This is a genomic window from Cloacibacterium sp. TD35, assembly GCF_028864635.1.
Classification (GTDB): domain Bacteria; phylum Bacteroidota; class Bacteroidia; order Flavobacteriales; family Weeksellaceae; genus Cloacibacterium.
The window spans coordinates 1,704,775-1,719,476 of the sequence record NZ_CP104850.1 but is presented as its reverse complement, the minus strand read 5'-3'; the positions used below and the strand labels follow the sequence as shown (position 1 = coordinate 1,719,476).

Below are 14,702 nucleotides of genomic sequence, written 5' to 3'. Positions count from 1 at the left end.
ACTTTTTTGTGGTTGAGTACTTAAATTTTTAAAGTATGTTTTTCAAGACTGCTTGTGCAGCAAACAATCTGTTGTATGATTGTTCAAAAATCAATGACTGTTCAGAATCCAAAACCTCATCGCTAACCTCAACATTTCTACGAACTGGTAAACAATGCATTGGTCTTCCGTTATTGGTGATTTTCATTTTTTCTTCAGTCAGCATCCAATCATCATAACCTTCTACTACTTTTCCGTAATCATTAAATGAACTCCAGTTTTTAATATACACAAAATCAGCATCTTTTAATGCTTCTTCTTGATTATTAGTCACTTGAGCATCGCCAACAAAAGCTGGGTCTAAATCTAAACCTTCAGGATGTGTAATCACAAAATCTACATCTTGTGCATTCATCCATTCTGCAAAAGAATTGGCAACAGCGTGTGGAATTGGCTTAATGTGTGGACCCCACGTTAAAACAACTTTCGGTTTTCTGGCTTCTTTCCACTGTTCTTTTATGGTAATAGTATCCGCCAAACTCTGCAAAGGATGTCTGGTAGCAGCTTCCATAGAAATCAATGGTTTATTGAGATACTTTTGGAAAAGCGTTAAAATCTTTTCTTCCGTATCAGATTTTTTATTTTTTAAATCTGCAAAACAACGAATCGCAACCACATCGCAATACTGTCCAATTACCGTAGCTGCATCTTTAATATGCTCTACAGTAGTGCCATTCATCACTGCTCCATCTTCAGTTTCCCAAGCCCAGAAATCTTGTCCAGCATTGAAAGTCATCACTTTAAAACCTAAATTTTCAGCCGCTTTTTGAGTGCTCATCCTTGTTCTGAGGCTAGAATTCATAAAAATTAAGCCCAAAGTTTTACCTTTAGCCAAATTCTCGTCCTTCAAAGGATTTTTCTTGTATTCTAAAGCATCTTGAATTAGATCATCAAGATTTTCTACGTCATTTATAGATAGAAACTGTTTCATTTTTTAATATTCGTTTAAAATTTGAATTAAAGCATCTGCGAATTTTTTCACATCTTCCTTTTTCACATTTAAAGCAGGTAAAACTCTCAAAGTATTTGGTGTAGATGCATTACCTGTCAACATTTTGTGTTCTTTAACTAATCTATTTCTTACTTCGTTGCAAGGAAAAGCCAAATCAATCCCAATCATTAAACCTTGATAACGAATTTCTTTGATATTTTTTTGATTTTGTAGCAAAGAAACCAAGTAATCTCCCACTTTTTGAGCGTTTTGCAATAGATTTTCTTTTTCAATAACATCTAAAACCGCTTTTGTAGCAGCACAAGCCAAGAAATTCCCTCCAAAAGTTGTTCCGAGTAAACCGTACGAAGCTTTGAATTTAGGTGAAATTAAAATTCCTGCAACTGGAAAACCATTGCCCATTCCTTTTGCCATCGAAATAATATCAGGAGTTACACCAGCGTGTTGATGAGCGAAAAATTTACCACTTCTTCCAAAGCCAGATTGAATTTCGTCTGCGATGAAAACTGCATTATTCTCATTACATAATTGTTGAATTTTCTGTAAAAATGCTGTGGTAGGAATCTGAACACCGCCAACTCCTTGAATTCCTTCTACAATCACTCCAGCAATATCTGAATTGGTTTTGAATTCATTTTCTAAAGCTTCCAAATCATTGAATGGAAGTTTTACAAAATTCTCAGATTGATTTACTGGCGCTACAATTTTCGGATTGTCTGTACAAGCTACAGCAGCCGCAGTTCTTCCGTGGAAAGCTCCAGAAAAATAAATAATTTTCTTTTTTCCGGTGTGGAAAGAAGCCAATTTTATGGCATTTTCATTGGCTTCAGCACCAGAATTGCAAAGAAAAAGTGTATAATCGTCATAACCAGACAACTTGGTCAGTTGTTCAGCTACTTGATTTTGAATCGGAATTTTCACATAATTAGAATAAAAACCGATATTATGGAGTTGTTCTGTAATATATTTTACATAAGTTGGATGAGAATGTCCTATGGAAATCACAGCGTGACCACCATATAAATCCAGATATTCTGTTCCGTTTTCGTCCCAAAAATAGCTTCCTTCTGCTTTTGCAGGAGTTACGTCTATTAAAGGATATACATCAAAAAGTTTCATTTAATTATTTCTTTTGGTTAAGTTCTTTTGTCTTGAAACAAAAGAACCAAAAATTCAAGACTCAGATTCTCGGCTAAAATTCTAAAACTAATTCTAAAATCTCTGAAACTTGAGCCTCAACATTCCCATCGCTTTCTCAAACAGCAGAGATTTTTTGACGAATTATTTTCAGAATTTTTTAACGCCTCCGAATCTTATGTCATTTATTTTAATATTTTTCTTTTAAAAAAACTTTGTCAAAGATTAATTTGCTTTGCAAAAACTTTGACAAAGTACCTTTCATTTTTACTTTTTATTACTAAAAAGCGATAGATTTGAGTTTCAAACCTGCGTTTTCGGGAAACCCGAATGATATATTCATGTTATGAATAGCTTGTCCTGAAGCACCTTTCAAGAGATTATCAATTGCAGAATGTACCACTGCAAAATCTCCATTTTTTTCAATATTAATCAAACACCTATTGGTATTGACTACTTGTTTCAGATTGATTTCTTTTCTTGAAACCGTGGTGAAAATTTGCCCTTCGTAGAAATTTTCATAGAGTTCAAATAATTCTTCTAAAGAAAGTGAAGTTTTAAACGTAGAGCTCACAAAAATTCCTCTTGCAAAATCTCCTCTCCATGGAACAAATTGTACCGAAAACGGCACTTTGCTCAACTCTTTTAATTGAAAATTTATCTCGCCTAAATGCTGATGCATTAAAGTCTTATACGCCGAAATATTATTTTGTCTCCAACTGAAATGCGTGGTCTCAGAAAGTGATTTTCCAGCACCAGTCGCTCCTGTAATTCCAGTAGTGTAAATTTCTGAAACCTCTTCATTTTGAAGAATCGGGATAATTCCTAATTGAATAGCCGTAGCAAAACAACCAGGATTGGCAATGAGTTTTGCTCCTTTAATTTTATCTAAATTCAATTCTGGAAGTCCATAAACAAAAGAATTTCCTTGATACGTTTCTCCAATTCTGAAATCGTTTCCTAAATCTATGACAACTGCGTTCCCAACGTTATTATTTTCGAGCCAAATTTTACTTTCTTTATGCGGTAAAGCCAGAAAAAGAACATCTGCATCGGTAGAATTATCAATAAATTCTAAATCAATTTCTCCAATTAAATCTTGGTGCAAATCGGTTACTTTTTTACCCACGTTAGAGTAACTCGTCACAAACGAAAGTTCTACATTTGGGTGATTGAGCAACAAACGAATCAGTTCGCCACCTGTGTAACCTGTTCCACCAATAATTCCTGCTTTAATCATTATTTTCAGCGTTTACTTGATGATAAATTGACAAATAATTGGTATAAATTTTAGAGAAACCTTTCACGTCTTCACCGCTCCAAGATTTATTCATTTCACCATAACTTCCGAATTTAGAAGTCATTAAATCATATTTAGATTCTATTCCGTTTAGTTCAAAACGATAAGGAAGAAGCGTAATAAATACTTTACCTGTAACTTTTTGCTGAGAATTTTCCATTAATTTTTCAATATCTCTCATCACAGGATCTAAGAAAAGTGCTTCGTGAAGCCAAGTTCCGTACCAATCTGCCATTTGAGATTTAATCATCAATTGGTATTTAGAAAGTACGTGTTTTTCTAGCAAATGGTGAGCCTTTAAAGTCAAAATAGCACCAGCTGCTTCGAAACCTACTCTACCTTTAATCCCAATAATCGTATCGCCTACGTGAGTATCTCTACCAATGGCAAATTCTGAAGCAATTTCGTTGAGTTTTACAATCGCTTCTGAAGGATGAGAAAATTTTTGGTCATTGATTTTAATTAAATGTCCTTTTTCAAACTCCAAAGTCAATTGTTCTGGATTTTGCTTCTTTAATTGAGAAGGATAGGCTTCTTCTGGCAAATTGCTATGAGAAGTAAGCGTTTCTTTTCCACCAACCGAAGTTCCCCAAAGTCCTTGATTAATAGAATATACTGATTTGGTATAATCTCCTGAAAATCCTTTGTTCGTTAAATACTCTATTTCCGCCTCGCGAGAAAGTTTCAAATCACGAATCGGTGTGATGATTTCCATCTGCGGACAAACGATATTAAAAATTCCATCAAAACGAACTTGGTCGTTTCCAGCGCCTGTACTTCCGTGAGCGATTGCTGTTGCACCGATTTTAAGCGCATATTCTGCCAAAGATTTTGCCTGAATGGTACGTTCTGCACTTACAGAAAGTGGATAGGTATTATTTTTTAAAACATTTCCGAAGACCAGATACTGAATGCAAGAATCATAATATTCTTTCACAACATCTAGACATGTAAAAGTTTTAGCACCTAGCAAAATTGCTTTCTGCTCTAATTTTTTGACCTCCTCTTCATTAAAACCACCTGTATTTACCGTAACTGCATGAACTTCGTAGCCTAAATCTTGCTGCAAATAAACTGCGCAAAAAGATGTATCTAAACCTCCGCTAAATGCTAAAACAACTTTTTTCATATCTATTAATAATTTTGCATATAGTAACTTAAATCTCTTTTATTTTTTTCTTTGGGTGGAACGAATAACATTCCTGTGCAGAGACAATTTTTTCTGCCTTTGCTTTGTAAAATAGAATAATTGACACAACTTTGGCAACCATCCCAAAACTGATCATCTTGAGTAAGTTCCGAAAAAGGAACTGGATGATAACCCAATCTTGAATTAATTTTCATTACCGCCAAACCTGTGGTAATCCCAAATAATTTAGCGTTTGGATATTTTTCTCTGGTCACATTAAACACAGATTCTTTTATTCTACTTGCTAAACCGATATTTCTATACCTTGGCGAAACAATCAATCCCGAATTAGAAGCATAGTCACCATTGGTCCATGTTTCGATATAGCAGAATCCTGCCCAAATTCCATTGTGTGTGATTGCGATAACCGCATCGCCTTTTTCCATCTTCTCCTTAATATATTCTGGAGATCTTTTGGCGATACCTGTTCCTCTAATTTTGGCAGACTCTTCCATTTCTTTTACAATCTCGTCTGCAAAACAAAAATCATCAGCGGTTGTTTTTCTAATGATAAATTCCATTTAAATAAATAGTTTTAGAGTGCAAATATACAAATAAAGTTCAAATAAAAGATTTTTTATCTTTATTTTTAAATATTTAAAAGATAATTTATTGCTAAAATAATCTTATTTGGCAGTTTTTATTTGTTTTAACTTTAGCACTTTAACATAAACCATTAATTATGAAGGTTTTACAAAACAAGACATACTACAAACAAAAAAAATCGCTAAAAATGAATTTAGCGATTTAAAATATCTATAAAATATCTGCTTACATTACATGTAACTTTCTATTGGCTCACAAGTACAAACCAAATTTCTATCTCCGAAAGCTTCATCTACTCTAGAAACTGTAGCAAAGAACTTGTGATCTCTAACCCATTCTAGCGGATAAGCTGCTTTTTCACGAGAATATGGTTTATCCCAAGCATCTGAAATCACCACTTGTTCTGTATGCGGAGCATTTTTCAATACATTATTATGAGCATCTGCTTTTCCTTCAGCAATTTCTTCAATTTCTGCTTTGATAGAAATTAAAGCTTCAGCAAATCTGTCTAATTCTGCTTTAGATTCTGATTCTGTAGGCTCAATCATTAACGTGCCAGCAACAGGGAACGAAACCGTAGGAGCATGGAAACCATAATCCATCAAACGTTTGGCAACATCTGCCACCTCAATTCCTAAAGGTTTAAACTGGCGGAAATCTACAATACATTCGTGAGCTACTCTTCCTTTTTTATTTGCATATAAAATTGGGAAATGCTCTCCCAAAACTTCTTTTAAATAATTTGCGTTGATAATGGCAAATTCTGTAGAGTTTCTCAAACCAACCGCTCCTAACATTTTAATATAAGCATAAGAAATATTAAGAACTAATGCAGAACCATAAGGCGCAGAAGAAATAGCGTCTATTCCCTGGCTTCCACCTGTTGGAATATTAGGATTTTGAGGCAAGAAAGGTACTAAATGTTTTGCTACACAAATTGGCCCAACTCCTGGTCCACCTCCACCGTGAGGAATTGCAAAAGTCTTATGAAGATTTAAGTGACAAACATCTGCACCGATATTACCTGGTGAAGTGAAGCCAACTTGAGCATTCATATTTGCACCATCCATATAAACTTGACCACCATTTTCATGGATTAAGTCTGTAATTTCTTTTACGTTATCATCAAAGAAACCATAAGTAGATGGATAAGTAATCATGAAAGCAGATAAATTATCTTTATGCTCTTCCACTTTAGCTTTTAAATCTTCGAAATCTATTTGTCCGTCTTCTAGATTTTTCACCACAACCACTTTAAGACCAGCAATCACCGCAGAAGCAGGATTGGTTCCGTGAGCAGATTGAGGAATTAAACAAATATTTCTATGACCTTGACCGATAGATTTTTGATACGCTCTAATTACCATCAAACCAGAATATTCGCCTTGAGCTCCAGAATTTGGCTGAAGTGAAGTTGCAGCAAAACCTGTAATCGTAGCTAAATCTTTTTCTAAAGTTTTGATTAATTTCTGATAACCATCAGCTTGATTAATAGGCACAAACGGATGGATCGCTCCCCAATGTTCCCAAGAAAGTGGAATCATTTCTGTAGCTGCATTCAGTTTCATGGTACAAGAACCTAAAGAAATCATAGAATGCGTTAATGATAAATCTTTTCTTTCGAGACGCTTAATGTAACGCATCAGTTCTGTCTCTGTATGATATTTATTGAAAACTTCTTCTTTTAAGATTTCGTCTTTTCTCAATAAATTTTCTGGAAGTGTAGAAACGGCTTTTGGTTCTAATTTGAAACCTTGTTTTTGCTTAAATTGTGCAAAAGCTGCCACTACTTTATCAATTTTTTCGGTAGTTGTAGTTTCATTGATAGAAATACTTACAAAACCTTCAGTATAATAATTTAAATTGATTTTATGATCAAGCATTAATCTCTTTAACTTATCTTTTTCTTCTTCAGACATGCTGATTTTTACGGTATCAAAAACAGGCTCTTTTATAGTATCATACCCTAAAACCGAAAGCGCATCTCTTAGAGCATTGGTTTTATAATGAATTTGATCTGCAATATATTCTAAACCAGCTTTACCGTGATACACAGCATACATAGAAGCCATTACCGCCAATAAAACTTGAGCTGTACAAATATTAGAAGTCGCCTTTTCACGTTTAATGTGCTGCTCTCTTGTCTGCAAAGCCATTCTCAAAGCACGTTTTCCGTAAGCATCTTGAGTTACCCCAATAATTCTACCTGGGATATCACGCTTATAATCTTCCTTACAAGCAAAGAATGCTGCGTGAGGACCACCATAACCCAATGGAATACCGAATCTCTGTGTAGTTCCTACTGCACAATCAGCACCCATTTCTGCCGGTGATTTTAATTTCACTAGAGCAAGTGGATCACAAGCAACTACTACTTGAAGATTTAATGCCTTATAATTTGAAATTAACTCAGTATAATCAATCACAATTCCGTTTTTACCTGGATATTGTAAAATAGCTCCGAAAAATTCTGCATTAAGCTCAAAATTTTCATGATTACCTACCACGATTTCTATTCCTAAGCCATCAGCTTTGGTTCTAAGAACGGCAATAGTTTGAGGTAAAACCAAATCAGAAACAAAAAACTTATTGGCTTCTGCTTTTTTCTGGTCCTTAGTTCTGTTCGAAAAGAACATGCTCATGGCTTCAGAAGCAGCAGTTCCTTCATCTAATAGAGAAGCATTTGCTAAATGAAAACCAGTAAGATTGGTAATTAATGTTTGATAATTAAGTAACGCTTCTAATCTACCTTGTGCAATTTCTGCTTGATAAGGTGTGTAAGCGGTGTACCAACTAGGATTTTCTAGTATATTTCTTTGGATTACACTTGGCAAAATACTGTTATGATAACCAAACCCAATGTAGGTATCATAATCTAGATTTCTAGCTGCCAATTCTTTAGAATGCTGAAGCATTTCATACTCAGATAAAGGAGCAGAAATATCTAATTCATTTTCTAATCTGATTGCATCTGGAATAGTTTGAGAAATTAATTCTTCTACAGAAGAAACGCCAATTTTTTGTAACATAGCGTTCTTATCAGCTTCATTGAAGTTGATGTGACGGTTCACAAATTGCTGTGTGTTCATAAAAATTTTAGGTATTATTTTTACTTTTTGTAAGTTTCGTAAAAATAAGGAATTTTTTATGAATAGTAAAATTCTATTTTTCTATAAAAACTATTGGCGAAAAACCAAGTATAAAGCTATTGCTAAAAGAATAATAGCCAACAACTTATAATAAAAACGGGTATTAACTTCTTCCCTTTTCTGAGGGGTGGGAGTCGAATTTCGCATGGGAATATCTTCATTTGTATTAGCTTTTATTTCCCCAGAAACTTCGGTAATGGTAATTCCTTGAACTACTGTTTTGTGTAATAATGTATTGGTAGCATGAAGAATAATCTGAAACTTACCTTCTTTATCAAATTCTTTGATTCTAAATTTTCGATCACCTTGAGACTTTTCTAAACCAAATGGCGTGATTTTCACCAAATCTGCATCATAGGTTTGCCAATGAATAGTAATTTCGTCTCCTTTTTGCGCTCTAATCTTATCTGCGTGAAAGTTTTTAATTTTTGGCGGAAGCATTGATTTTTGACTTCTTTGGAAACTCCCAAATCGCTGATCATAAACTTTTCTAGATCCTTCATCAATCAAAGTTTCATAAGCTTCTTTTATTTCTCTGAAACGCTCTGTAAAAAACTCATCATTTTCGTTTTTATCAGGGTGATATTTCAGCGAAAGTTTACGATACGCTTTTTTAATGTCTTCAGAAGAAGCATTCGGTTTTATTCCTAGAAAATAGTAGTAGTCTTTCAATGGATTAATTATTGAGGAGCAAAAATAGAAAAATAAGTTTTTTTGAAAAAGGAAACCGCTAAGAGTTTCCTTCTGTATAATTTTTAAATTGATTGAGAATGCTTTGCCATCCTTGCTCTTGCATTTCCAAAGCATTAATCATTTCTGGCTCGAAACGTTCGAAAACTTCAGTAGTATTTTCATCTATTTTATTAAAAAAAACTTCTACTTTTCTGCCGTCTTCTATATGATATTCAATTTTCTGAAGCGGAATGATCTCTGTATATGTTCCATGAAAGACAAAACTTGCAGACTTGTCTTTAGCAGCCATGGTATAGAAAAATTCGCCGCCAATTTCTAAGTTGTTTTCAGCTTTCGGACAGTGCCAACTTTCGTGTGCAAAATTCCAATTTACAATATGCTCAGTTTCGATAAAAAACGCCCAGACCTTTTCAATTGGGGCATTGATAGTGACATTTACAATAAGTGGTTCCATTTTTTAAATGTTGGATGATGGATGATTGATGTAAAAAAAACTTTTTACTTGGTTCTTTCTAGTTCTGAGAATTATCAAAATAAGTGTAATCTTTTGTGATTTTTCCGTTTTCTATGGTAAAAATAGTACAGATTGGCAATTGATACTTAGATTTATCCGGTAAAGTTCCAGAAGCTATAAACTCTACAATCACCTTATCTTTCCCGGAGGGATAAACCGCTATCAAAGAATCATTTACATCAGGTATTTGCTTTTGCAATTCTGTATATTCTTTCACAATCTGGTTTCTAGATTTTACATGAGGCTTCATTCCAGATGTTGGTTCCTTAAATTCAGGATTTTCTGTGTACAAATCTGCCATTTTTTCCCAATCGTGGTTATTAAAATGCACGAAAAGTTGTTTTACTATTTTTTCGTTTTCCGATGAAGTTTCTTTTATTGAAACCATTTTTTCTTCACTTTGTTTACACGAAAAAAGCGAAGTCATAGCTATAAACAAAAGGATTTTTTTCATATTCTTTGGTTTTAGTCTAAACCAAAGATAAAAAAAAGCGCACTAAAAAGTGCGCTTACACAAAAAATTTAAATTTATTTTACAGCTTCTAAAGCTGCTGCATAATTAGGCTCTTGAGCAATTTCTGGAACCTGCTCTGTATATTTTACAGTTCCGTTTTCGTCTAAAACCACTACTGCTCTACTTAACAAACCTTTAAGCGGAGAGTCAGCTATTGTTAATCCATAAGTTTCGCCGAAGTTTCCTCTGTAATCTGAAAGATTCATTACATTCTTAAGCCCTTCTGAAGCACAAAATCTTCCTAAAGCGAATGGTAAATCTTTAGAAACATTTACAACAAGTGTATTTTCTAAAGCAGATGCTTCTTCGTTAAATTTTCTAGCAGAAGCAGCGCAAACTCCTGTATCTATACTCGGGAAAATATTAAGTACTACTTTTTTACCAGCAAAATCAGATAATGTTTTTTCTGATAAATCTTCTGCAACCAATGTAAAATTTTTTGCTACAGACCCTAGTTCTGGTAAATTTCCTGAAGTGTGAATTTCGTTTCCTTGTAATGTAATATTTGCCATTTTTTTATTTTTTATACTTTGTCAAAGATATAGTTTTTAGCTATAATAAATAAAAGGAATTATAAATACATGTGTTTCATAATTTCTATAAAATCACTAAATTTGCTAACTTCTTAATTTCAAATAATTAAAAACTCAGAAATATAATGTCTAACAATTCAACAATCATCTACACGTATACAGATGAAGCGCCAATGTTGGCAACTCACTCATTATTACCAATCATTCAAAAATATGCTTCTACTGCTGGAATTAATGTAGAATCTAGAGACATTTCTTTGGCTGGAAGAATTTTGGCAAATTTCCCAGAATATTTAACCGAAGAACAAAAAACTGCAGATGCACTTGCAGAATTAGGAGAATTAGCGACTAAGCCAGAAGCTAATATCATTAAATTACCAAATATTTCTGCTTCTGTTCCACAATTAGAAGAAGCAATTGCAGAATTACAAAAACACGGCTATGCAGTTCCTAACTATCCTACAGAACCAAAAACGGAAGAAGAAATTGCCATCAATAAAAAATATGCAAAAGTTTTAGGTAGTGCTGTGAACCCTGTTCTTAGAGAAGGAAACTCAGACAGAAGAGCGCCTAAAGCAGTTAAAAATTACGCAAAAGCAAACCCTCACAGAATGGGTACTTGGAATGCAGATTCTAAAACTTCTGTAGCCTACATGAACAATGGAGATTTCTATGGTACAGAAAACTCTACCACTTTAGAAAATGAATGCAAGTACAGAATTGTATTCTACGGAAATGATGGTTCATCTATAGTTTTGAAAGATTTTGCACCTCTAAAAGCTGGTGAAGTAATCGATTCTTCTGTGATGAATATTTCTGCACTAAAATCTTTTGTAAAAGAAGCCATGAAAGAAGCGAAAGAAAAAAACGTACTTCTTTCTGCTCACCTCAAAGCTACGATGATGAAGGTTTCTGACCCAATTATCTTCGGAGCGGTTGTTGAAACTTATTTTGCAGATGTTTTTGAGAAATATGCTGCAACTTTCAATGAATTAGACATTAACCCTAACTTTGGTTTAGCTACCCTTTTCGAAAAAATCGGTGGTCATGCTCAAGAAGCTGAAATAAAAGCAGATATTGAAAAAACTATTGAAAACGGACCAAGAATTGCGATGGTAAATTCTGATAAAGGAATTACCAATTTCCATGTTTCTTCAGACGTAATCGTAGATGCTTCTATGGCAGCTTTAGTAAGAGGTGGCGGTAAAATGTGGAACAAAGAAGGAAAAGAAGAAGATACGGTTTGCATTATCCCAGACAGAACTTATGCTGGTTTCTACGATGCAATTGTAGAAGAAATGAAACAAAATGGTGCAATAGACCCTACTACTTTTGGAACCGTTCCAAACGTAGGTTTAATGGCTCAAAAAGCTGAAGAATACGGTTCTCACGATAAAACTTTCCAAATTTCTGGAGAAGGAACTGTAAAAATTGAAAACGAAAACGGAACTACACTTTTAGAACAAAATGTTCAAAAGGGTGATATTTTCAGAATGTGCCAAACCAAAGATGCTCCTATCCAAGACTGGGTAAAACTAGCGGTAAACAGAGCTAGACTTTCTAACACTCCAGCTATTTTCTGGTTAGACAAAGGAAGAGCTCACGATGCACAAATTATCAAAAAAGTAGAAAAATATCTTCAAAATTACGATTTAACCGGTCTTGACATCAGAATTATGGATGTAAAAGACGCAATGCTTGAAACTTTAAAAAGAGGTAGAGAAGGTAAAGACACGATTTCGGTTTCTGGAAACGTTTTAAGAGATTATTTAACAGATATGTTCCCAATTTTAGAGCTTGGAACTTCTGCTAAAATGCTTTCTATTGTTCCATTAATGAACGGTGGTGGTTTATTTGAAACTGGAGCTGGTGGTTCTGCACCAAAACACATTCAACAATTCTTAGAAGAAGGTTACTTAAGATGGGATTCTCTAGGTGAATTCTTAGCTTTACAAGCAAGTTTAGAGCACCTTTCTCAGACTCAAAACAATACTAAAGCTCAAGTTCTAGCTGATGCTCTTGATGAAGCAAATGCTAAATTCTTAGCAACAGATAAATCTCCTGCAAGAAAAGTAGGCGGAATAGACAACAGAGGTTCTCACTTCTACTTGGCAATGTATTGGGCTGAAGCTTTGGCAAATCAAACTGCAGATGCTGAATTAGCAGCTACTTTTGCACCAATTGCCAAATCAATGCTAGAAAATGAAGCAAAAATTAATAAAGAATTGATTGGAGCTCAAGGTAAATCACAAGACATCGGTGGTTACTATCAACCAGATTCTACGAAAACCTATTCAGCCATGAGAGCATCGGCTACATTAAATGCAATTGTAGATTCTTTATAAAATTCTAAAATTTAGAGTTTAAATCATAAAAAACCTCCTGAAAATTTCAGGAGGTTTTTATTTTATACAGTTGCCGCTGTAGCAGCAGTACTATCTTCTTCTGAACTAAAGTAATTAACTACATGAATAATGCTAAGCAAAGTAACAGTATCTAATTCGTTTTCTAAAGCAATTTCATAGTGGAATTTAAAATCTTTCCATTTAAAATTTCTTTTCAGATGAAAATATACTTTTTCGTTTTCGTCTTTCATGACCAAAATATTACTGTACCATTTTTCTTTCTTGATGATGAAATGTTTTTCGCCATCCAGTAAACTGGTCATGATGATATTTCCTTTCCAATCCATTTTAAATTTCAGTAAAACCCTTTCATATTCTGTAACTTCTACGGAAGTCGTCCAAAAACCTTTGGTATCAGTTTTAAAAATTTTTGAACCGATATGAATTTCTGCTTTGGTAGAATACCATTTTGGGTAGATTAATTCACCTAAAATTTCTTGATTTTCGTTTTCTAGAATAAAATTTCTAGAATTTTGTGATGTTGCAGTGTAGGTTTTCATGTTATTCTTCGTCTAATTGGTTAAGAATATTTTTAATTTTCTTGTAATATTTCCCATAATAATGATTGATGACAAATTCCATAAAAATAACCACCAATCCAAGCAAGAAAGCTACCATAAAGAATAAAACTCCGAATAATTTCAAAAAATCTGCATCTTTCAAATGGAAAATATCTTGACCAGTAGTGTTAAAATGCATCCCAAAATACAATCCTAAAGCCATACCCAAAAACATCATGATAAAAGTAAGCGCTCTGTAAAGTTCTATGAAAAGTCTTAATTCATAAGCAAACCACATCAGATTTTTTCTGCTGTCATAAGACAAATTGTAGCTTTGTTTATAAAATCTGTAAAATTTTAAGGTGTAATATATCATGAAACCTACCATCAACACGTAAAACAACGCAAAAATAGAAATACTCTGAAAATCCCATTCGTTTCTTTTAATATATGGCACAAAACCAATTAATACCGTTAAAACCGCCTGAGAAATAAGGTCGAATTTCATGTTTTTTCGCACTCTGTCAATAGGATTATGTGCTTCTTTTATTTTATCTAGATTTTGGGGTAATGAAACCTCGTTGCTTTCTTGATTCCATTGTTCTTTTAATTTATCAAAATTCATAGCCGTAATTTTTAATAATTTGTTGTAATTTTTCTTTGGTTCGGTTGAGTTTTACACGTGCGTTAACTTCTGTAATCCCTAGATTGGTGGCGATTTCTTTATGACTTTGACCTTCCAGAAATAAAAAAATCAGCGCTTTTTCTACAGGATTGAGTTCATGAACTGCTTTATAAAAAAATTCTAATTGCGTTTCTTTTTCGTCAGAATTTTCGTCTTGTACATCTATATTTTCAGTTAAAGAAGCATTATCTGTTTTCTTTTTTTCTTTATTAAGAAAAGTAAGTGCTGTATTGATGCTTACCCTGTATAACCATGTAGAAAACTGACTTTTGCCTTCGAAATTTTGGTAAGATTTCCAAAGTTGATAAATGATTTCTTGAAACAAATCTTCTCTATCTTCTTTACCATCTACGTACATTTTAGAAACTTTGAAAATCATCCCTTTATGACTTTCTATTTTTTCTAAAAATTCTGATTCTAAAGTTTTCATTAATTAGCGTTTCTATGGAGTTAGTAAAGAAGTTGTAAAAATGTTACAAAAAAATCACTACCAATGTACTAAAATAAAAAAACGGGCACTAATGCCCGTTTAAATAGTAATAAAAA

14 protein-coding genes are annotated in these 14,702 nt (G+C 33.6%); 1 reads left to right on the top strand and 13 read right to left on the bottom strand.

Annotated elements, in window-relative coordinates; genetic code table 11:
* Window positions 1–28 precede the first annotated feature (28 nt).
* The 10 genes from N7277_RS07945 to tpx all read right to left on the bottom strand — a co-directional run bounded on the left by N7277_RS07945 (window position 29) and on the right by tpx (window position 10,545).
* Window positions 29–970: an acetylornithine carbamoyltransferase gene (locus N7277_RS07945; RefSeq protein ID WP_274779035.1), complete on the bottom strand. Its 942-nt coding sequence runs from the start codon at window positions 968–970 to the stop codon at window positions 29–31.
* 3 nt (window positions 971–973) lie between these two features.
* Window positions 974–2,110 carry an aspartate aminotransferase family protein gene (locus N7277_RS07940; RefSeq protein WP_274779034.1) on the bottom strand — a complete coding sequence of 379 codons (1,137 nt, stop codon included), beginning with the start codon at window positions 2,108–2,110 and terminating at the stop codon, window positions 974–976.
* Between the two features lie 298 nt (window positions 2,111–2,408).
* A complete protein-coding gene (argC, locus tag N7277_RS07935) occupies window positions 2,409–3,368 on the bottom strand; it encodes an N-acetyl-gamma-glutamyl-phosphate reductase (protein ID WP_274779033.1) in 960 nt (319 codons plus the stop codon).
* On the bottom strand, window positions 3,361–4,557 hold the full coding sequence (gene argG / locus N7277_RS07930) for an argininosuccinate synthase (protein WP_274779032.1): 1,197 nt from the start codon (window positions 4,555–4,557) through the stop codon (window positions 3,361–3,363). The genes argC and argG overlap by 8 nt, the downstream gene beginning before the upstream one ends.
* Before the next feature lie 5 nt (window positions 4,558–4,562).
* Window positions 4,563–5,138 carry a GNAT family N-acetyltransferase gene (locus N7277_RS07925; protein ID WP_274779031.1) on the bottom strand — a complete coding sequence of 192 codons (576 nt, stop codon included), beginning with the start codon at window positions 5,136–5,138 and terminating at the stop codon, window positions 4,563–4,565.
* Between the two features lie 255 nt (window positions 5,139–5,393).
* A complete protein-coding gene (gene gcvP, locus N7277_RS07920) occupies window positions 5,394–8,252 on the bottom strand; it encodes an aminomethyl-transferring glycine dehydrogenase (RefSeq protein WP_274779030.1) in 2,859 nt (952 codons plus the stop codon).
* A 90-nt stretch (window positions 8,253–8,342) separates the two neighbouring features.
* A complete protein-coding gene (locus N7277_RS07915) occupies window positions 8,343–8,984 on the bottom strand; it encodes a J domain-containing protein (RefSeq protein ID WP_274779029.1) in 642 nt (213 codons plus the stop codon).
* A gap of 58 nt (window positions 8,985–9,042) precedes the next feature.
* Window positions 9,043–9,459 carry an SRPBCC domain-containing protein gene (locus N7277_RS07910; RefSeq protein ID WP_274779028.1) on the bottom strand — a complete coding sequence of 139 codons (417 nt, stop codon included), beginning with the start codon at window positions 9,457–9,459 and terminating at the stop codon, window positions 9,043–9,045.
* Window positions 9,460–9,517: 58 nt separating this feature from the next.
* On the bottom strand, window positions 9,518–9,973 hold the full coding sequence (locus tag N7277_RS07905) for a nuclear transport factor 2 family protein (RefSeq protein WP_274779027.1): 456 nt from the start codon (window positions 9,971–9,973) through the stop codon (window positions 9,518–9,520).
* A gap of 74 nt (window positions 9,974–10,047) precedes the next feature.
* Window positions 10,048–10,545 (bottom strand): thiol peroxidase, encoded by a 498-nt coding sequence (tpx, locus tag N7277_RS07900; protein ID WP_274779026.1) that lies wholly within the window; start codon window positions 10,543–10,545, stop codon window positions 10,048–10,050.
* 146 nt (window positions 10,546–10,691) lie between these two features.
* Between tpx and N7277_RS07895 the strand changes: the two genes are divergently transcribed.
* Window positions 10,692–12,911, top strand: coding sequence for an NADP-dependent isocitrate dehydrogenase (locus N7277_RS07895; RefSeq protein ID WP_274779025.1), 2,220 nt, complete (start codon window positions 10,692–10,694; stop codon window positions 12,909–12,911).
* Window positions 12,912–12,973: 62 nt separating this feature from the next.
* Here N7277_RS07895 and N7277_RS07890 read toward each other — a convergent pair whose 3' ends face one another.
* From N7277_RS07890 to N7277_RS07880, 3 genes are read right to left on the bottom strand one after another with little or no spacing between them, the layout of a single operon-like run.
* Window positions 12,974–13,471, bottom strand: coding sequence for a hypothetical protein (locus N7277_RS07890; RefSeq protein WP_274779024.1), 498 nt, complete (start codon window positions 13,469–13,471; stop codon window positions 12,974–12,976).
* A gap of 1 nt (window position 13,472) precedes the next feature.
* Window positions 13,473–14,096 carry a hypothetical protein gene (locus N7277_RS07885; protein WP_274779023.1) on the bottom strand — a complete coding sequence of 208 codons (624 nt, stop codon included), beginning with the start codon at window positions 14,094–14,096 and terminating at the stop codon, window positions 13,473–13,475.
* Window positions 14,086–14,586: an RNA polymerase sigma factor gene (locus N7277_RS07880; RefSeq protein WP_274779022.1), complete on the bottom strand. Its 501-nt coding sequence runs from the start codon at window positions 14,584–14,586 to the stop codon at window positions 14,086–14,088. Before N7277_RS07880 ends, N7277_RS07885 begins: the two co-directional genes overlap by 11 nt.
* Window positions 14,587–14,702 lie beyond the last annotated feature (116 nt).